Genomic DNA, 18,695 nt, shown 5'->3' on the forward strand with positions numbered 1-18,695 from the left:
GCCCTCGCTATGACCGCTCCCACTTCGATTCGCCGACTCAACGCTGCCGATCCGGATTTCGCACATCATCTGGATCATCTGCTGAGCTGGGAAAGTGTGTCTGACGACTCGGTCAATCAGCGGGTGCTGGACATCATCAAGGCCGTGCGCGAGCGTGGCGATGCCGCCCTGGTGGAATTCACCCAGAAATTCGACGGCCTGCAAGTGGCGTCCATGGCCGACCTGATCCTGCCGCGCGAGCGCCTGGAACTGGCCCTGACCCGGATCACCGTGCCCCAGCGCGAAGCCCTGGAAAAGGCCGCCTCTCGGGTGCGTGATTATCACGAACGGCAGAAACAGGACTCCTGGAGCTATACCGAAGCCGACGGCACGGTGCTGGGCCAGAAAGTCACGCCGCTGGACCGCGCCGGCCTGTACGTGCCGGGCGGCAAGGCGTCCTATCCGTCCTCGGTGCTGATGAACGCCATCCCGGCCAAGGTCGCCGGCGTGACCGAAGTGGTCATGGTTGTCCCGACCCCGCGCGGTGAAATCAACGAACTGGTGCTGGCCGCCGCCTGCATCGCTGGTGTGGACCGGGTGTTCACCATCGGCGGTGCCCAGGCCGTGGCTGCGCTGGCTTATGGCACCGAAAGCGTGCCACGGGTCGACAAGGTGGTCGGGCCGGGCAACATCTATGTCGCCACCGCCAAGCGCCATGTGTTTGGCCAGGTCGGCATCGACATGATCGCCGGCCCTTCGGAGATCCTCGTGGTGTGCGACGGCCAGACCGACCCGGACTGGATCGCCATGGACCTGTTTTCCCAGGCCGAGCACGACGAAGACGCCCAGGCGATCCTGGTCAGTCCGGACGCCGAGTTCCTCGACAAGGTCGCCGCCAGCATCGACAAGCTGCTGCCGACCATGGACCGCGCCGAGATCATCAACACCTCGATCAACGGTCGTGGCGCGCTGATCAAGGTCCGCGACATGGAGCAGGCCATCGAAGTCGCCAACCGCATCGCGCCGGAACACCTGGAGTTGTCGGTCGCCGACCCGCAGGCCTGGTTGCCGCAGATCCGTCACGCCGGTGCGATCTTCATGGGGCGCCACACCAGTGAGGCCCTGGGCGATTACTGCGCAGGCCCCAACCACGTGTTGCCGACCTCCGGCACCGCGCGCTTCTCGTCGCCGCTGGGGGTGTATGACTTCCAGAAACGCTCGTCGATCATCTTCTGCTCCGAGCAGGGCGCATCCGAACTGGGCAAGACCGCTTCGGTGCTGGCCCGTGGCGAATCGCTGAGCGCCCACGCGCGCAGTGCCGAGTACCGCATTCTTGACGAGTCATCCATCGAAGGGCAGGGGAACTGAAATGAGTAAATTCTGGAGCCCGTTCGTCAAGAACCTGGTGCCCTACGTGCCGGGTGAACAGCCGAAGCTGACCCGGTTGGTCAAGCTCAACACCAACGAGAACCCCTACGGCCCATCGCCCAAGGCCCTGGCGGCGATGCAGACCGAGCTGAACGACAACCTGCGCCTGTATCCGGATCCCAACAGCGACCTGCTGAAAGGCGCCGTGGCCCGCTATTACGGCGTGCAGAGCAACCAGGTGTTCCTGGGTAACGGCTCGGATGAAGTGCTGGCGCACATTTTTCACGGCCTGTTGCAACACGACCAGCCGCTGTTGTTCCCGGACATCAGCTACAGCTTCTATCCGGTGTATTGCGGGTTGTACGGCATCCAGTTCGATGCGGTGCCGCTGGATGCGCAATTCCAGATCGACCCGGCGGACTACGCCAAACCCAATGGCGGGATCATTTTCCCCAACCCGAACGCGCCGACCGGCTGCCTGCTGGCGCTGGAAGCGGTCGAGCAGATCCTCAAGGCCAGCCCGGATTCGGTGGTGGTGGTCGACGAGGCCTATATCGACTTCGGCGGCGAGACGGCCATCAGCCTGGTGGATCGCTATCCGAACCTGCTGGTGACCCAGACCCTGTCCAAGTCCCGCTCCCTGGCGGGACTGCGCGTGGGCCTGGCGGTGGGCCATCCGGACCTGATCGAAGCGCTGGAGCGGATCAAGAACAGCTTCAACTCCTACCCGCTGGATCGCCTGGCGAATGTCGGCGGCGCGGCGGCGTTCGATGATCGCGAGCATTTCGACCGGACCTGCCAGTTGGTCATCGAGCACCGTGAATGGGTCGTGGCCCAACTGCAAGCCAAGGGCTTCGACGTGCTGCCCTCGGCGGCCAACTTCATCTTCGCCCGCCACCCCCGGCACGATGCGGCAGGGTTGGCGGCGAAACTGCGGGAGCAGGGTGTGATCGTGCGGCACTTCAAGCAGGAGCGGATTGCCCAGTTCCTGCGGATCAGCATCGGTACACCGGAGCAGAACCAGGCCCTGATCGAAGCCCTCGGCGAACTCTAACCCCCTGCATTGAGCCTGTGGGGAGTCTGTGGGAGCAAAGCTTGCTCGCGATGGCGTAGTGTCAGTCACCTCAATGTTGGCTGGACTGACGCCATCGCGAGCAAGCTTTGCTCCCACAGTTGTTCTGCTGCATTCACAAATCGGCATCCTGCCGCCAATCCCCCCTGTGGGAGCGAGCTTGCTCGCGAAGGCGTGATGTCAGTCACTTCAGTGTTGGCTGGCGCTATCGCGAGCAATGCGAAAAAACTGTAATCCTTCGTTATGTATCTGGCGCCGATACAAATCAAGGCCTAGGATACGCCCACGTTTCCAGGGAGCTTTTTTTACATGAACAAGACATTGATGGTGAGTGCTCTGAGCGCGGCTCTGCTGCTCACCGGTTGCCAGTCGGTCAATACCACCAGCGGCGGAGCCGTGGGCGTGGAGCGCAAGCAGTACATGTTCAGCATGCTGTCGACCGCTGAGGTCAACCAGATGTACGCCCAGTCCTATCAAAAGACGATGGGTGAGGCGAGCGCCCAGGGCGCGCTGGACAAGACCAGCACCGATGCCAAGCGCATCCAGGTCATTGCCGACCGCTTGATCGCCAAGGCGCCGGTGTTCCGCCCGGATTCGGCGCAGTGGAAATGGGAAGTGAACCTGATCAAGAGCGATGAGCTCAACGCCAATTGCGGTCCTGGCGGCAAGATCATGTTCTACACCGGCCTGATCGACCAGTTGAAGCTGACCGACGCTGAAATCGCCGCGATCATGGGTCACGAAATCGCCCACGCCCTGCGTGAGCACGGGCGCGAAGCGATGTCCAAGGCCTATGGCATCGAGATGGCGAAGCAGGGCGCTGGCGCCTTGTTCGGCCTGGGCCAGGACAGCCTGGCATTGGCCGACACCGTCGCCAACTACGGCATGACCTTGCCCAACAGCCGCGGCAACGAGAACGAAGCCGACCTGATCGGCCTCGAACTGGCCGCCCGCGCTGGCTACGACCCGAACGCGGCGATCACCTTGTGGAACAAGATGGCCAAGGCCTCGGAAGGCGCGCCACCGGAATTCATGAGCACCCACCCGTCGTCGAGCAGCCGTATCGCTTCGTTGCAGGCGGCGATTCCGAAGGTGATGCCGCTTTATCAGCAGGCCAAGAAGTAAGCATCGCTGTGGGAGCAAAGCTTGCTCGCGACAGGGGCGACGCAGACGTTAATCAGACCGCGTCATCGTTTATCGCGAGCAAGCTATGCTCCCACAGTTATCCTATGCCCAAGGTGTGACGCAGCCTCAAACCCACCCACTACTCTGCATCGCCTTGTACACCGCCACGATCGCCAGGACGAAGAATGCCGAGGCGGCCAGGCGGCGGATCAGGGTCAGGGGCAGCTTCTCGGCGGCGAAATTGCCCGCCAGGACCACCGGCACGTTGGCAATCAACATGCCCACGGTGGTGCCGATGATCACCAACCACAACTCAGGGTATTGCGCGGCGAGCATCACCGTGGCGATCTGCGTCTTGTCGCCGATTTCCGCCAGGAAGAACGCAATCAACGTGGTCAGGAACGGGCCGAACTTGCGGGCCGTGTTCGCTTCCTCATCGTCCAGTTTGTCCGGGACCAGGGTCCACAGCGCCGTGGCCGTGAAGCTTGCCGCCAGTATCCAGTGCAAGACCGCGTTGGAGAAAAAGCCGCTGACCCAGGCCCCCACTGCCCCGGCAGCGGCATGGTTGGCGAGCGTCGCAGCAACGATGCCGGCGATGATCGGCCAGGGTTTGCGAAAGCGAGCGGCCAGGATAAGCGCGAGCAATTGCGTCTTGTCGCCGATTTCGGCCAGCGCAACGATAGCGGTAGGTACCAGGAGTGAGTCCAGCATCAGGAATTCCTAAGGGGCGGGTCGACACGGCTATGACACGTACAGCCTTCCCGCCCCGGGTAAGGTGTGCGTGTCATAGGTCTTGTCAAACCCAGCGACCATCTGTGTGGACGCTTGGGCCGCATACGCCATGGTCTGCTGACCAAGTATGTTGACGTATGCCGGGCGAGCATGGCGCTCGCGGGAGACTACTCCCCTAGGACGGAGCGGATTCTGCCTAGGCAAATCCGATTGAGCAAGTGCTGTTACCTAAAAGATTTCAACCGCGCTTGGCCCGGTAGATGCGAAAGCCCTGGCCTTCGGCCTTGATGGCGCAGACGCCCAAATGCTCCTCGATCAGTGGCTGGTACTTGAGGAAGCTATTGGCAACCAGCCGCAGTTCGCCGCCGTTTTTCAGATGTTTGGCTGCTTTTCGCAACAGGTTTTCCGTGGCGTGGTAATCGGTGTGCACGCCGACATGGAACGGTGGGTTGCTCAGGATCGCGCTCAAGCCCATCGGCGCGGCGTCAATGCCGTCACCGGTCAGCACCTCGGCCTCCAGGCCGTTGGCGGCCAGGGTCAGGCGACTGCTGGCGGCGGCGAATGCGTCCACGTCCAACAGGGTGACGGTGTTGTGCGGATAACGCCGCTTGACCACCGCCCCCAGCACCCCGGCACCGCAGCCGAAGTCCAGCAAATGCCCGCTGGGCAGTTTATCCAGGTGTTCCAACAGCAGCGCACTGCCGCGGTCCAGGCGACCATGGCTGAACACCCCTGGCAGGCTGATGACCTTCAACGGGCCTTCGGCCAGGGGCAATTCGTAGGTCTGGGCCAGGCTTTCCAGGGGCTTGGCCTCGGGCGCGTTGGCGACGGTGACCTGCCACAGTTGGCAATGCCGCGCACTGTCGAGCTTACGTGGCTTGCCGAACGGGTTGAGCTGCTTGGACGCCCCTTCGATGCCGCTGCGTTTTTCCCCCACCAGGTACACCTCGCGCCCGGCCAGGCGCGCCGCCACGGCATTGAGGATGTAGTCGGTCAGGTCCTTGGCCTTGGGCAGGAACACCACGGCCGTGTCGAACCCACGCTCGGGTATGTTCACGCCAAAGTGGCTGCGCTCAGGGAAGCGAGCGTCCAGCGCGGCCTGATCCCCAGCGTGCCAGCACCAGCCATGGGCCTCTGGCAAACGGCCGAGCAGGTCATCGGCGGGCAGGCCGGCCAGCAAGACCGAACCCTGGAATAACTCGGCCTGACGAAGCAGTACTTCACTGCGCGGATCCATGGTCTGCTCCTTGAAAAAAAGTGCGGCAGTTTATCAACTGACGACACGCCGCGCTGTACCGCTGAAAAAGCCCTGGGCGTTTTCGCTCATTTGCCCGACGATCCGTTGCCGCGCCTCGCGGCTGCCCCAGGCGTTGTGCGGTGTGACGATCAAGCGTGGAATATCGCCGGCCAGCAGCGGGTTGCCTTGGGCCGGCGGCTCCACGCTGAGCACGTCGGTGGCGGCGCCACCCAAATGACCGCTGCGCAGGGCTTCGGCCAAGGCCTGTTCGTCGATCAGGCCACCACGGGCGGTGTTGACCACGAACGCGCCGGGTTTGAGCTGCGCGAGTTCGCGGGCGCCGATGAAGTTCCGAGTGTGCTCGTTAAGCGGGCAGTGCAGGGTCAGGGCATCGACTTGCGGCAACAATTGCTCCAGTGGCAAGCGGTCGGGGCGGGCTGGGCGCCCGGGGAGCTGCCCCAGCAGCACGCGCATGCCAAAGGCTTCGGCCAGCCGCCCGACGGCGCTGCCCAGTTCGCCATGGCCGAGCAAGCCGAGGGTCTTGCCTTCCAGTTCGACAATCGGATAGTCCAGCAGGCAAAACTGCGAAGCCTGCTGCCAGCGACCTTCACCTACTGCTTTTTGGTAATCGGCCAGGCGCGTCGCCAGGTTCAGCAACAGCATGATCGTGTGCTGGGCCACCGACGGTGTGCCGTAGCCCTGGCAATTGCACACCGTGATGCCGTGGCTGCGGGCGGCGGCCAAGTCGACATTGTTGGTGCCGGTGGCGCTGATCAGGATCAGCTTCAGGTCGGGGCTGGCCGCCATGGCCTGCGCATCGATCACGGCCTTGTTGGTGATCGCCACGGTGGCGCCCTCGAGCCGCTCGGCCACCTGGTCCGGCGTGGTCCGGGCGAACAGTTGCAGGTCGCTGAAGCAGTTGCGCAGCGGGCTCAGGTCCAGGTCGCCGAGGTCCAGGGAAGGGTGGTCGAGGAAGACTGCGCGGACGATGTTCGTCATCAGCTGTACCTTTTATGTCAAGAACCGAAGGCGTAATGTGGCGAGCCTATCAGATGTCTGTGGGAGCAAAGCTTGCTCGCGACATCGGCGATGCGGTTTGCCAGGAATCGAGTCGCCTGTATCGCGAGCAAGCTTTGCTCCCACACAGTTTCACTCGCCGCACAGTTGATGTTTGTTTTGAGATTGAGCTAGCCAAGGAGCCACCATGTACCTCACCGAATTCCTCACCGTCGCCCTGATCCACTTGTTGGCCGTTGCCAGCCCCGGGCCGGATTTTGCCGTGGTGGTGCGTGAAAGCGTGACCCATGGCCGGCGCGCCGGGACCTGGACGGCGCTGGGCGTCGGCACGGCGATTTTCCTGCACGTGGGGTATTCGCTGTTGGGTATCGGCCTGATCGTGTCGCAATCGATCGTGCTGTTCAACGCGCTGAAATGGGCCGCCGCCGCGTACCTGCTGTACATCGGCTTCAAGGCACTGCGGGCGCAACCGGCCAAGCCCAGCGAGGACAACCTGCACAAGGAGGCCGGTGAGCGTACCCCTCGCGGCGCGTTCACCTCGGGCTTCGTCACCAATGGCCTGAACCCCAAGGCGACGCTGTTTTTCCTGTCGCTGTTCACCGTGGTGATCAACCCGCACACACCGTTGGCCGTCCAGGCCGGTTACGGCGTGTACCTGGCGGTTGCGACGGCCGCCTGGTTCTGCCTGGTGGCGCTGCTGTTCAGCCAGCAGCGGGTGCGCGCCGGTTTTGCGCGCATGGGCCACTGGTTCGACCGGACCATGGGCGCGGTGCTCGTCGCCATTGGGGTGAAGCTGGCGTTTACCGAGGCGCACTGATCCACCCTAAGCTCGCTTTGTGTAGGAGCTGCCGAAGGCTGCGATCTTTTGATCTTTTGTTTTTTCGCTCTGGATTCAATTGGCAGGGGAAAGATCGCAGCCTCGTTGCACTCGGCAGCTCCTACAGTCCTGGGCATGGCTCAAGGCTAGTATTGGCGCGCCGATCAAATCATTCCTTTGGCTGATTTGATCGGTGTATAAGCGCTCTAGAGTGCTAACTTCCAGCCAAGACCGTGCAGTCAGAAAAGGGACTCTTATGTTGCAGACTCGCGTTATTCCTCCAGCCGAAGGCGCTTATCAATACCCGCTGCTGATCAAGCGGCTGCTGATGTCCGGCACGCGTTACGAGAAAACCCGCGAGATCATCTACCGTGACCAGTTGCGCTACAGCTATCCGACGCTGATAGAGCGGGTCGCGCGCCTGGCCAATGTGTTGACCGAGGCGGGGGTCAAGGCCGGTGATACCGTGGCGGTGATGGACTGGGACAGCCATCGCTACCTGGAATGCATGTTCGCGATCCCGATGATCGGTGCGGTGATCCACACCATCAATGTGCGCCTGTCACCGGAACAGATCCTCTACACCATGAACCACGCCGAGGACCGCTTCGTGCTGGTCAACAGTGAGTTCGTCGGCTTGTACCAGGCGATTGCCGGGCACCTGACCACGGTGGACAAGACCCTGCTGCTGACCGACCTGCCGGAAAAAACCGCCGACCTGCCGAACCTGGTGGGTGAATACGAGCAACTGCTGGCCGCCGCCGCCCCCACCTACGACTTCCAGGATTTCGACGAAAACTCCGTCGCCACCACGTTCTATACCACTGGCACCACGGGCAACCCCAAGGGCGTGTACTTCACCCATCGGCAACTGGTGCTGCACACCATGGGCGTGGCGACCATCATGGGGTCCATCGACAGCGTGCGGCTGCTGGGCACCAACGACGTGTACATGCCCATCACGCCGATGTTCCATGTCCACGCCTGGGGCCTGCCCTATGTCGCGACCATGCTCGGGCTCAAGCAGGTTTACCCGGGTCGCTACGATCCCGAATTCCTGGTCCAGCTGTGGCGCAAGGAAAAGGTCACCTTTTCCCATTGTGTGCCAACCATCCTGCAAATGGTCCTCAACGCCAAGGGCGCCCAGGGCACCGATTTCGGCGGCTGGAAAATCGTCATCGGCGGCAGCGCCCTGAACCGCAGCCTGTACGAAGCGGCCAAGGCCCGGGGCATCCAGCTCACTGCCGCCTATGGCATGTCGGAAACCGGCCCGCTGGTGTCCTGCGCCCACCTCAACGATGAACTGATGGCCGGTAGCGAAGACGAACGCACCACATACCGGATCAAGGCCGGCGTGCCGGGCCCACTGGTGGAGGCGGCAATCGTTGACACCGAGGGACGTTTCCTGCCGGCCGACGGCGAGACCCAGGGCGAACTGGTACTGCGCGCGCCGTGGCTCACCGAGGGCTATTTCAACGAGCCGCAGAAGGGCGCCGAGCTCTGGGCTGGCGGCTGGCTGCACACCGGTGACGTCGCCACGCTCGATAACATGGGCTTCATCGACATCCGTGACCGCATCAAGGATGTGATCAAGACCGGTGGCGAATGGATCTCTTCCCTGGACCTGGAAGACCTCATCAGCCGTCACGTGGCGGTACGCGAAGTAGCAGTGGTCGGCATTCCCGATCCGCAGTGGGGCGAGCGGCCGTTTGCCTTGCTGGTGATTCGCGAAGGGCATCAGCTCGGGGCTCGCGAACTCAAGGAACACCTCAAGCCGTTCGTCGAGCTGGGGCACTTGAGCAAGTGGGCGATCCCGAGCCAGATCGCCCTTGTTACGGAAATTCCCAAGACCAGCGTCGGCAAGCTCGACAAGAAGCGCATCCGCGTCGACATCACCGAATGGCAGAGCAACAACAGCACCTTCCTGTCCACGCTTTAGGCCTTTTTGCCGTGCCCGAAAGGGCACGGCAGCCCCACCAAGCAAGCGCTTGCCTTGTCAAACCGAAAATTTCAGCCATCCTTGCCGTGCCGGCATCTGTCGGTCTGGCGAAAGGACTGTTCCAGAGTGGTTGAGGGCTGCAAATCACACTTTAGAGGGATCAAGCCGTACTACCTGCTGGCTATAGTCCGCTCATGGGATTTTCGGAATGGGACGTACGTGCCAGCACGGCGAAGAGTTTCTGGAAATGTCCACTGCCATAACAATAAAACACATGGAGTTGCGTCGATGACCTCAGCAAACACTTTCTGGCGCCGGGCAAAACTGCCTCTGGCCGTCAGTCTTGCCTCCTCGCTCGCCGGCCCGGCATTCGGCGTCAGCTTCAACATCGGTGAAATCGAAGGCCAGTTCGACTCGTCCCTGTCGGTGGGGGCGAGCTGGTCCACGGCCAAGGCCAACAAGGACCTGATCGGTGTCAACAATGGCGGCAAGGGCTTGTCGCAGACCTCCGATGACGGGCACTTGAACTTCAAGCGAGGGGAAACCTTCTCGAAGATCTTCAAGGGCATCCACGACCTGGAACTGAAGTACGGCGATACCGGCGTGTTTGTGCGCGGCAAGTACTGGTACGACTTTGAACTCAAGGACGAAAGCCGTCCGTTCAAGGACATCAGCGACAACAATCGCAAGGAAGGCGCCCAGTCCTCCGGCGGGCAGATTCTCGATGCATTTGTCTACCACAACTACGCCATTGCCGATCAGCCAGGCTCGGTCCGCCTGGGCAAGCAGGTGGTCAGCTGGGGTGAAAGTACCTTCATCCAGGGCGGCATCAACTCCATCAACCCAGTTGACGTGTCCGCATTCCGTCGCCCGGGTGCCGAGGTCAAGGAAGGCTTGATCCCGGTCAACATGTTCTATGTGTCCCAGAGCCTGACCGATAATTTGTCGGCTGAAGCGTTCTATCAACTGGAATGGGACCAGACGGTTGTCGATAACTGCGGTACGTTCTTCTCCCAGCCGGATGTTATTGCCGATGGCTGTACGGATAATCTGCGGGTATTGAGTAAGCGTTCCAACTTTACAGCTGGACAACTAGCCGCATTGGGTTCATTGGGAGTCGACATAAACGATGAAGGCGTGCTCGTGCGTCGCGGCGCGGACCGCGATGCCCGAGATAGCGGCCAATGGGGCGCTTCCTTGAAATACATGTTCGAGCCGCTGGACACCGAATTTGGCGCTTACTTCATTAACTATCATAGTCGGGCGCCAATTTTCAGTGCAACTGGAGCTCCACAGTCTATCTACAACATAGCACCGGGCCTTGGCCAAGGGGCGCCGGTGCTTGTAGCGGGTAACTCGGAATACTTCGTCGAATATCCAGAAGATATCCGCCTCTATGGCCTGAGCTTCTCTACCACCTTGCCTACCGGTACTGCATGGAGCGGTGAACTGAGTTATCGGCCGAATGCACCGGTTCAACTAAGCACCACCGATATTTTGTTCGCGGGTGTTCGCCCGATCAATTTCGGCCCCGGAGGCCGTCCGTTCGACGATGCTTCGCTGCTTACAGGCGTACCAGGCCAGGATCTGCATGGCTACCGCCGCAAGGAAATCACCCAGTTCCAGACCACATTCACTCACTTCCTCGACCAGGTCATGGGCGCCAGCCGTCTAACCCTGGTGGGCGAAATTGGCGTGACGCATGTGGGCGGCTTGGAAAGCAAATCCGACGTTCGCTACGGTCGTGACCCGGTGTTCGGTCCGGGCGAGCTGCCCAATGGCTTCTGTGACACGCTCAATGCCTCGACCGCCGCAGGTGGCGGCCAGACCAGCAGCGATGTGAACAGCAACTGCAACAACGACGGCTTCACTACCTCCACTTCCTGGGGCTACCGCGCTCGCGCGATCTGGGAATACCCGGACGTCTTCGCTGGCGTGAACCTCAAGCCTAACGTGGCCTGGTCCCATGACGTCAAAGGCTACTCGCCAGGCCCTGGCGGCAACTTCGAAGAAGGCCGCAAAGCCGTCAGCCTCGGGCTGGATGCCGAGTACCAGAACACTTACAACGCCAGCCTGGCCTACACCAACTTCTTTGGTGGCGACTTCAGTACCGTGGACGATCGTGACTTCCTGGCGCTCAGCGTCGGCGTGACCTTCTAAGCACCGAATTTCAGGACGACACACTATGAAAATAACAAAGAATCTGTTGCAGGTCGGTGCTTTGGGGTTATCCCTGTTGGCGGCCAGTGTCATGGCGGCGGTGCCTGCCGCCGAGGCCGACAAACTGGGCAAGAGCCTGACGCCGATGGGCGCCGAAATGGCTGGCAATGCCGACGGCTCCATCTCGGCCTGGAAACCCATGGCCAAGAACGCCGGTGCCGTGGACAGCAAGGGTTTCCTTGCCGACCCATTCCCGACCGAAAAACCGCTGTTCACCATCACCGCGCAGAACGTCGAGCAGTACAAAGCCAAACTCGCCCCGGGCCAATACGCGATGTTCAAGCGTTACCCGGAAACCTTCAAGATGCCGGTCTATCCGACCCATCGCGGTGCCACCGTGCCTGACGAGGTGTTCGCCTCCATCAAGAAAAACGCGGTCAACACCAAGCTGGTCTCCGGCGGCAACGGCCTGGAGAACTTCGAGACGGCCGTGCCGTTCCCGATTCCCCAGAGCGGCGTGGAAGTCATCTGGAACCACATCACCCGCTATCGTGGCGGCAGCGTGACGCGCCTGGTCACCCAGGCCACCCCGCAGCCAAACGGTTCGTACAGCCTGGTGTATTTCCGCGACCAGTTCGTGTTCCGCGACAAGATGAAGGATTTCGATCCGGCCAACCCTGGCAACATCCTGTTCTACTTCAAGCAGCAAGTGACCGCTCCAGCGCGACTGGCCGGTGGCGTGCTGTTGGTGCACGAAACCCTCGACCAGGTGAAGGAACCGCGTTCGGCGTGGGTCTACAACGCCGGCCAGCGCCGTGTGCGCCGTGCCCCGCAAGTGTCCTATGACGGCCCGGGTACCGCTGCCGATGGTCTGCGTACTTCCGACAACCTGGACATGTACAACGGTGCGCCGGACCGCTACGACTGGAAGCTGGAAGGCAAGAAAGAGCTGTATATCGCCTCCAACAGCTACAAGATCGATTCGCCGCAACTCAAGTACGCCGACATCATCAAGGCCGGCCACATCAACCAGGACCTGGCCCGCTACGAGCTGCGTCGTGTCTGGCATGTGACCGCGACCCTGAAGGAAGGCCAACGCCATATCTACGCCAAGCGTGACTTCTACATCGACGAAGACACCTGGCAAGCCGCAGTGATCGACCACTACGATGGCCGTGGCCAACTGTGGCGCGTGGCCGAGGCCCATGCCGAGAACTACTATGACAAGCAAGTGCCGTGGTATGCCCTGGAAACTCTCTACGACCTGCAGTCCGGCCGCTACCTGGCACTGGGCATGAAGAACGAAGAGAAATCGGCCTACGACTTCGGCTTCACCGCCACCACCGCCGATTTCACCCCGAACGCACTGCGTCAGGAAGGCATCCGCTAAACTGCTTTACCCGAGGCCGCATCCTCGAAGAAACGCCCCGACTGGTTCGGGGCTTTTTTTGACCAACACAAAACCCCTGTGGCGAGGGGATTTATCCCCGCTGGGCTGCGAAGCAGCCCCAAAAAGCTTGAAGACAATCCGACTGATGCTCCGAAGTAGATGGCTGAGGGGTTGCTCCGCAACCCAGCGGGGATAAATCCCCTCGCCACAAAAGCGGCGCCTTCAAGGGCCATCGGCGTGTAGTCTTTTTGTAGCCATTTGTAGCACTCCCTTCAATACCTCCTCGTTTACCGCTAGTCTGCGGACATCTGCAACGCCGCCACCCGCATTCCAACAAGAGCCGGCCATGACTGATTTGTCTTCACTTCCGGATTCTGCCCGCGCTGCCATCGCGGTACAGGACGGGCGTTTCTACCGCCCGCCCTTGCCCGACGGCCATGTTGTGCGGCCGCGGTTGTGCGAGCGTTTGAGCGCCGGGCTTGGGGGCAGGTTGCTGTTGGTCAGTGCTCCGGCGGGGTTCGGTAAAAGCTCCCTGGCGGTGGAGTTCTGCCAGAGCCTGCCGGCCCATTGGCAAAGCCTGTGGCTGGGGCTCAGCGCCCGGGACAACGATCCGGGGCGCTTCCTGGAACGGCTGCTCGAAGGGCTCCAGGCGTTTTTCCCGCAATTGGGCGGCAGGGCACTGGGGCTGCTGAAAATGCGCCAGCGCCATCAACCCTTTGCCTTCGAAGAATGGCTCGACGGCCTGCTGGACGAATTGTCCACGCACTTATCGCCTCGCGCACCCTTGCTGCTGGTCCTTGACGATTACCACCTGGCCCAAAGCCCGGTGCTGGATCGCTGCCTGCAATTTTTCCTCAATCACCTGCCCGATGGGTTGCTGGTACTCGTCACCAGCCGCCAGCGCCCGGACTGGCATCTGGCGCGCTTGCGCCTGTCGCGGCAATTGCTCGAACTCAATGAGCAGGACCTGCGCCTGACCCATGACGAAGCCTTGACCCTGCTCCAGCATCACAGCAGTTCGTTGCGCGGTGAGGCGCTGGAAAACCTCATCCTGCGCAGCGAAGGTTGGGTGGCCGGGTTGCGTTTCTGGTTGCTGGCCGCCTCCGAAGCCGGTACCGAAGGCCTGCTGCCCCAGGCCCTGCACGGCGGCGAAGGGCTGATTCGCGATTACCTGCTCGAAGAAGTCATCGACTGCCTGCCCGCCGAGGTGCAGGCGTTCCTCTACGACACGGCCCCCCAGGAACGCTTTTGCAGCGAACTGTGCGACGCCGTGCGCGAAGCCCATGACAGCGCCGAGATCCTGGGTTACCTGGCGGCCCACCAGGTGTTCCTGGTGCCGCTGGACGAGCACGGCCATTGGTACCGCTACCACCACCTGTTTTCCGACCTGTTGCGCAGTCGCCCCAGCGCGCCGGCCATGGTCCCGGCCGCGACCCTGCACCTGCGGGCCTGTCGCTGGTTCAACGCCCAGGGGCTGATCGACGAAGCCGTGGAACAGGCCCTGCGGGCGGGGCACCTGGACGTGGCGGCGAATCTGGTGCAGAACCTCTCGGAGGAGCAACTGCTGGCCGAGCAGAACGTCGGCATGTTGCTGCGCTGGAAAATGGACTTGCCCGACAGTCTGCTCATCAGTACCCCGCGGCTGATCGTGCTCTACAGCTGGGCGTTGGGGCTGGCCTGCCAGCTGGACGCTGCCGAAGAGCTGGCGGCGCACTTGAGTCGTTTCCTGCCGGCCCCGTCGGCCACCGCGCAAAAATCCATGCTCGCCCAATGGCTGGCCCTGAGCGGGATCGTCGCCCGTGGCCGCGGGGATCGCGAGGCCACCGTGCGGTATTGCAGCGAAGCCTTGGAGAGCCTGCCGCAAAAGCGCTACGGCCAGCGCCTGATGTGCCTGTCCACGTTGTCTAACCTGGCGATTGCCGACGGCGACCTGTGGCGCGCCCGGAACCTGAACCGTGACTCCCTGGAGCTGGCGCAGCGGGTCGGCAATCCACTGTTCGAGGCCCTGGCCCATTACGATCGTGCCCGGGTCCTGCAGGCGCGGGGTGAGATCCTGCGGGCGCTGGATGAAGTGCACCAGGGCCTGCAACGTTTGCACAAACTGTCGCCCCAGCGGCTTTATGCGGTGCGGGCGCGGTTGATCATGTACGAAGGTTTTTTGCTGACCTTGCGCATGCAGCCCCAGGCCGGCGTCGCGCGGTTGCAGGCGGGCCTCACCGAGGCCCGCGCCTGCCGCGACATCAGCGTGCTGATCGGCCATTGCGTGATCGCGCGTATCGAAGGCTATCGCGGCGAATTCGCCCGGGCGTTCGCCGAACTGGCGGAAGCCGAACGCCTGATGCACATCTGGGACGTTCCGCCGATCTACTACCTGGCGATGATCACCCTGGTTAAATGCGAACTCTGGCTGGCCCAGGGCCGCACCGACCTGGCCGAAGCCTGGCTGGCCCGCTTGGGCCAGACCTACACCGGCGAACGGGCCGCCGCGCCGCCCGAGTTTCACCCGCAACTGCCACTGCATGTCGAACTGCAACAGGCGGTGCTGGAATCCATCCGGGGTCAACCGATGCTCGCCGAAGGTCGGCTCAATGCCTTGCTGGAACACGGTCAGCAAAGCGGCCGGCAGATGCTCAGCGTGATGGCGCTCAACCAGAAAGTCGCCTTGCTGCTGAGTGTCGGGCGCGAGCCCGAAGCCCGTCGCACCCTGGCCCAGGCTTTCGAAGCCGCCAGCGGCGGGGTTTTGCAGCCTTTCGAATGGTTGTTTGGTGAGCACCGTGAATGGTTGCGCGAACAGCTTCTGCACGCACCACCCAGCACCTTGCGTGAACATCTGCTCGAACGCCTGCCCTCGACGGTAGCCCAGCCTGCCGACCCAACGGCGCCCGTCGAAACCCTCAGCAGTCGCGAACGGGCGGTGTTGCAGTTGATTGCCCAAGGCTGCTCGAACCAGGAGATCAGCGAGCAATTGTTTATCTCGCTGCACACCGTCAAGACCCACGCCAGCCACATCAACAGCAAACTCGGCGTCGAGCGCCGCACCCAAGCGGTGGCGCGGGCGAAGGCGCTGGGGTTGTTGGGCTGAGCGGGGCTCACTTGTGTCGAGGCGCTTTTTGTGGCGAGGGGATTTATCCCCGCTGGGGTGCGAAGCGCCCCTGAAACCTGACACTAAGGTGTGTCAGGCTGATTATTGGGGGCTGCTGCGCAGCCCAGCGGGGATAAATCCCCTCGCCACAAAAAGCAGTCTGAGCCAGTAAAGGAATCCCTCGATGTTGCCTCTGTACAAAACCATCCAATCCCCCGTCGGCCAACTGATCCTCGTTGCCCGGAAGACACGGCTGGCGGCCATCCTTTGGGAAAACGAGCGGCTCAATCGGGTGCGCCTGGGGCCTTTGGAGGAGGACACCCAGCATCCGCTCCTCAAGGAAACCGAGCGTCAGTTGCTGGAATACTTCGCCGGCCAGCGCCGTCGTTTCGAGTTGGAGCTGGATTTCGCGGGCACTGATTTCCAGATACGGGTCTGGCACGCCCTGTTGACCATCCCCTTTGGAGAAACCCGCAGCTACCGCGACATCGCCGTCCAGATCGGCCAACCGACAGCGGTCCGGGCGGTCGGCGCCGCCAATGGCCGCAACCCCATCTCGATCATCGCCCCGTGCCACCGCGTCATCGGCAGCTCCGGCAGCCTCACCGGCTTCGCTGGCGGCCTGGCGGCGAAACAGTTGCTGCTCAGCCTTGAAGGTCAGCAGAGCCTGCAATTGGCGTTCTGAGCCTATTTCACGCCTCTATCCTTTGTGGGAGCGGGCTTGCTCGCGAAAGCGGAGTGTCAGGCAACTTATTTGGCGACTGATACACCGCTTTCGCGAGCAAGCCCGCTCCCACACTGTTTTCAGGCGGAGGGTGGTTTGGGAGGCAGCATCCGCGTCGGCGGTTGGCCGTTGGCGTTGTGCTGGAATATCTGCGCAGGCTGGCCCTGTTCATTGAAGAACACCTGGCCAATGCCCGCGCTGTTCCACAACCGCTCACCGGCCTCGGCGTGTTCCGGGGTGTGGGGGACGATGCGCATGCTGCGGCGCTTGGTGAACCAGTTCAGGGGCGAGCGCGGCGAGTAGAGCCAGCGGTTCAGGCGGTCGAACCATTCCAGCAGCGCGGGGGGAAACTCATTCTTGATGCCGCTGCTGGTGATCTGCCAGATGCGCGGGCCGCCCTTGCGGTGTGGGATCAATACTTCGTAAACGAAGGAATAATGCACATCCCCTGACAGCACCACGTAATTTCCCGGCGTACGCGAGTGGCGGAAAATGTTCAGGATTACCTGGGCAGCGCCGCGATGGGCCATCCAGTTTTCCGCATCCACCAGCAGCGGATAACCGCACCAACTGAACAGCCGCTGCACAGTCTCGATCAGCTTCACACCGAAGATCGGCGCCGGTGAGACGATGATCGCCGACGGGTGATCCAGCAACTCTTGCTGCAATTCGCTCAGGGCTTCCCAATCCAGCAGGCCGGAAGGCTGCTTGAGGGTCGTCTCGCTGCGCCAGCGCCGGGTGCGGGTGTCGAGTACCACCAGGGCCGGGGTGCTCGGCAGCACATAGTGCCAGCGCTGGAAAGCCAGCAGGGTGTCGATCAGTTTGTCCTGTGGCTCACTGTCGAGGTAGCGGTCTCGGGCGGTGTCGCTCAGGGCCAAGGTTTGCGCGAGCACGTCAGCAAAGGCATCCGGGTTGTTGCCCCAGCCCTGGCAGAGCATGTAGGCGATCAACGCGTTGCCGATGATGCGCTTGGAGAACGGATGACCGTAGGCCGTTTCCTCCCACTGCGCGGACAAATTCCAGTCATCGGTAATGTCGTGGTCATCGAAAATCATCAGGCACGACAAATGCGCAAACACCCGCGCCACGCCGCTCAGCCCGGTCTTGAACGCATCGATGCGCTGCTGTTCCAGGTCGTAGCGTTGGCGCCGTTCGACGGTCAGTTCGGGCGGCTGCACCGCGATCAGCGTCCAGGGCACCGGTGACCACACCAGCAGGTACATCGCCATGACCTCGGCGAAGGTCACCAAGTGATTGTCGGCGCTGCTGCTGGTGAAAATCGGCTTGCGGGCCCCGCCGAAAAAACGCTCGCGCAGGGTTTCGTTGCTCTCAAGTGCCGGTAACAAATCGGCACGATGGTAATAACTGGCCGGGTGTTGATAGAGCTTGGCGCTGTCCGCCACCACGGCACCGTCCAGGCATTCCTCGAACAGCCCCAAGCGTTCGATCAGCGCATGAATCGCCCGCAACATGGGGCCGGCGACGTCATCGGCATAGACCTGATCGCCGCTCATCATCAGTAATGCCGGGCGTTGCGTCGAGTTTTGCGCCAGCAGTCGGTCGACACAAAGCAGGCCGTCGTTGGCTGGGTAATGGGGTTTTCGGCAGGAGCCGTGGACCAGTTGCTCGATGCGCGAGTGCAACATGAAATTCGGGCACGGTACGCCGTCATACAACAGGTGCGGCGCCCAATCGGCAATGGGTGCGCCGTCCACCAGCAGGTCGTAGTCGATCGCCACGTCCTGGGGCAAGGGGGTGTCGAGCCGCACATCGATCAGATGCACAAACGCCCGCTGCCCCACCGGCACCACGGTGCAGTGCGACGCATCCAGCGCCAGATCGCCCACGCCGGCCACGCGCAGCGTCAACGCCAATGCTCGCGTACCCACCAGCCACATCACCAGTCGCGTGGGCTCCAGCCGCCGCAACAGCGGGCCGACCAGGACGGGGGGCAGGGTGGTGACATCGGGAGTGGACGGCAGCATTCGGGGATAAAAGCTCTGTTCAGGGAGAGGCGGGATCATAACGCAATGTGCCGGGTTGCTGGGGACGG

13 protein-coding genes and 1 riboswitch are annotated in these 18,695 nt (G+C 62.2%); of the genes, 9 read left to right on the forward strand and 4 right to left on the reverse strand.

Features of this window, described 5'->3' with window-relative positions; all coding sequences use genetic code 11:
* Positions 1-9 precede the first annotated feature (9 nt).
* The 3 genes from hisD (at position 10) to AD662_RS04535 (ending at position 3,544) form a co-directional block, all read left to right on the forward strand.
* A complete protein-coding gene (gene hisD, locus AD662_RS04525; RefSeq protein ID WP_018614029.1) occupies positions 10-1,347 on the forward strand; it encodes a histidinol dehydrogenase in 1,338 nt (445 codons plus the stop codon).
* Between the two features lies 1 nt (position 1,348).
* Complete coding sequence (gene hisC, locus AD662_RS04530; protein ID WP_053185718.1) at positions 1,349-2,401, forward strand: histidinol-phosphate transaminase; 1,053 nt, start codon at positions 1,349-1,351, stop codon at positions 2,399-2,401.
* Positions 2,402-2,728: 327 nt separating this feature from the next.
* Positions 2,729-3,544, forward strand: a complete 816-nt coding sequence (locus AD662_RS04535) for a M48 family metallopeptidase (protein ID WP_053178226.1) — start codon at positions 2,729-2,731, stop codon at positions 3,542-3,544.
* A 126-nt stretch (positions 3,545-3,670) separates the two neighbouring features.
* On the opposite strand, the gene AD662_RS04540 is transcribed toward AD662_RS04535, so the two are convergent.
* The 3 genes from AD662_RS04540 to AD662_RS04550 all read right to left on the reverse strand — a co-directional run bounded on the left by AD662_RS04540 (position 3,671) and on the right by AD662_RS04550 (position 6,512).
* Positions 3,671-4,255 (reverse strand): TMEM165/GDT1 family protein, encoded by a 585-nt coding sequence (locus AD662_RS04540; protein WP_014336648.1) that lies wholly within the window; start codon positions 4,253-4,255, stop codon positions 3,671-3,673.
* 87 nt (positions 4,256-4,342) lie between these two features.
* A riboswitch (yybP-ykoY riboswitch) is annotated at positions 4,343-4,465 on the reverse strand.
* A gap of 49 nt (positions 4,466-4,514) precedes the next feature.
* On the reverse strand, positions 4,515-5,513 hold the full coding sequence (locus AD662_RS04545; RefSeq protein ID WP_018614037.1) for a methyltransferase: 999 nt from the start codon (positions 5,511-5,513) through the stop codon (positions 4,515-4,517).
* Between the two features lie 33 nt (positions 5,514-5,546).
* Positions 5,547-6,512, reverse strand: a complete 966-nt coding sequence (locus AD662_RS04550; RefSeq protein WP_053185721.1) for a 2-hydroxyacid dehydrogenase — start codon at positions 6,510-6,512, stop codon at positions 5,547-5,549.
* Positions 6,513-6,717: 205 nt separating this feature from the next.
* On the opposite strand from AD662_RS04550, the gene AD662_RS04555 reads away from it, so the two are divergent.
* From AD662_RS04555 to AD662_RS04580, 6 genes are all read left to right on the forward strand, one after another.
* Complete coding sequence (locus AD662_RS04555) at positions 6,718-7,347, forward strand: LysE family translocator (RefSeq protein WP_018614041.1); 630 nt, start codon at positions 6,718-6,720, stop codon at positions 7,345-7,347.
* 256 nt (positions 7,348-7,603) lie between these two features.
* A complete protein-coding gene (locus AD662_RS04560) occupies positions 7,604-9,286 on the forward strand; it encodes a fatty acid--CoA ligase (protein WP_053178229.1) in 1,683 nt (560 codons plus the stop codon).
* Positions 9,287-9,574: 288 nt separating this feature from the next.
* Complete coding sequence (locus tag AD662_RS04565; protein ID WP_053185726.1) at positions 9,575-11,446, forward strand: DUF1302 domain-containing protein; 1,872 nt, start codon at positions 9,575-9,577, stop codon at positions 11,444-11,446.
* 25 nt (positions 11,447-11,471) lie between these two features.
* Positions 11,472-12,836 (forward strand): DUF1329 domain-containing protein, encoded by a 1,365-nt coding sequence (locus tag AD662_RS04570; protein WP_053185729.1) that lies wholly within the window; start codon positions 11,472-11,474, stop codon positions 12,834-12,836.
* A gap of 346 nt (positions 12,837-13,182) precedes the next feature.
* Positions 13,183-15,918, forward strand: a complete 2,736-nt coding sequence (locus tag AD662_RS04575; RefSeq protein WP_053185730.1) for a winged helix-turn-helix domain-containing protein — start codon at positions 13,183-13,185, stop codon at positions 15,916-15,918.
* Between the two features lie 184 nt (positions 15,919-16,102).
* Entirely contained in the window at positions 16,103-16,603 is a 501-nt protein-coding gene (locus AD662_RS04580; RefSeq protein ID WP_018614050.1) for a methylated-DNA--[protein]-cysteine S-methyltransferase, read from the forward strand.
* 119 nt (positions 16,604-16,722) lie between these two features.
* On the opposite strand, the gene AD662_RS04585 is transcribed toward AD662_RS04580, so the two are convergent.
* Positions 16,723-18,627, reverse strand: a complete 1,905-nt coding sequence (locus AD662_RS04585; protein WP_053185733.1) for an alkaline phosphatase D family protein — start codon at positions 18,625-18,627, stop codon at positions 16,723-16,725.
* Positions 18,628-18,695: the final 68 nt, after the last annotated feature.

The organism is Pseudomonas kilonensis (assembly GCF_001269885.1).
GTDB classification, from domain to species: Bacteria; Pseudomonadota; Gammaproteobacteria; order Pseudomonadales; family Pseudomonadaceae; genus Aquipseudomonas; species Aquipseudomonas kilonensis.

What these genes read in the sequence shown, in the direction of transcription:
- AD662_RS04550 (WP_053185721.1), bottom strand. Translation starts at nt 6,512, where the DNA reads ATGACGAACATCGTCCGCGCAGTCTTCCTCGACCACCCTTCCCTGGAC.
- AD662_RS04555 (WP_018614041.1), top strand. Translation starts at nt 6,718, where the DNA reads ATGTACCTCACCGAATTCCTCACCGTCGCCCTGATCCACTTGTTGGCC.
- AD662_RS04560 (WP_053178229.1), top strand. Translation starts at nt 7,604, where the DNA reads ATGTTGCAGACTCGCGTTATTCCTCCAGCCGAAGGCGCTTATCAATAC.
- AD662_RS04565 (WP_053185726.1), top strand. Translation starts at nt 9,575, where the DNA reads ATGACCTCAGCAAACACTTTCTGGCGCCGGGCAAAACTGCCTCTGGCC.
- AD662_RS04575 (WP_053185730.1), top strand. Translation starts at nt 13,183, where the DNA reads ATGACTGATTTGTCTTCACTTCCGGATTCTGCCCGCGCTGCCATCGCG.
- hisD (WP_018614029.1), top strand. Translation starts at nt 10, where the DNA reads ATGACCGCTCCCACTTCGATTCGCCGACTCAACGCTGCCGATCCGGAT.
- AD662_RS04535 (WP_053178226.1), top strand. Translation starts at nt 2,729, where the DNA reads ATGAACAAGACATTGATGGTGAGTGCTCTGAGCGCGGCTCTGCTGCTC.
- AD662_RS04585 (WP_053185733.1), bottom strand. Translation starts at nt 18,627, where the DNA reads ATGCTGCCGTCCACTCCCGATGTCACCACCCTGCCCCCCGTCCTGGTC.
- AD662_RS04580 (WP_018614050.1), top strand. Translation starts at nt 16,103, where the DNA reads ATGTTGCCTCTGTACAAAACCATCCAATCCCCCGTCGGCCAACTGATC.
- AD662_RS04540 (WP_014336648.1), bottom strand. Translation starts at nt 4,255, where the DNA reads ATGCTGGACTCACTCCTGGTACCTACCGCTATCGTTGCGCTGGCCGAA.
- hisC (WP_053185718.1), top strand. Translation starts at nt 1,349, where the DNA reads ATGAGTAAATTCTGGAGCCCGTTCGTCAAGAACCTGGTGCCCTACGTG.
- AD662_RS04545 (WP_018614037.1), bottom strand. Translation starts at nt 5,513, where the DNA reads ATGGATCCGCGCAGTGAAGTACTGCTTCGTCAGGCCGAGTTATTCCAG.
- AD662_RS04570 (WP_053185729.1), top strand. Translation starts at nt 11,472, where the DNA reads ATGAAAATAACAAAGAATCTGTTGCAGGTCGGTGCTTTGGGGTTATCC.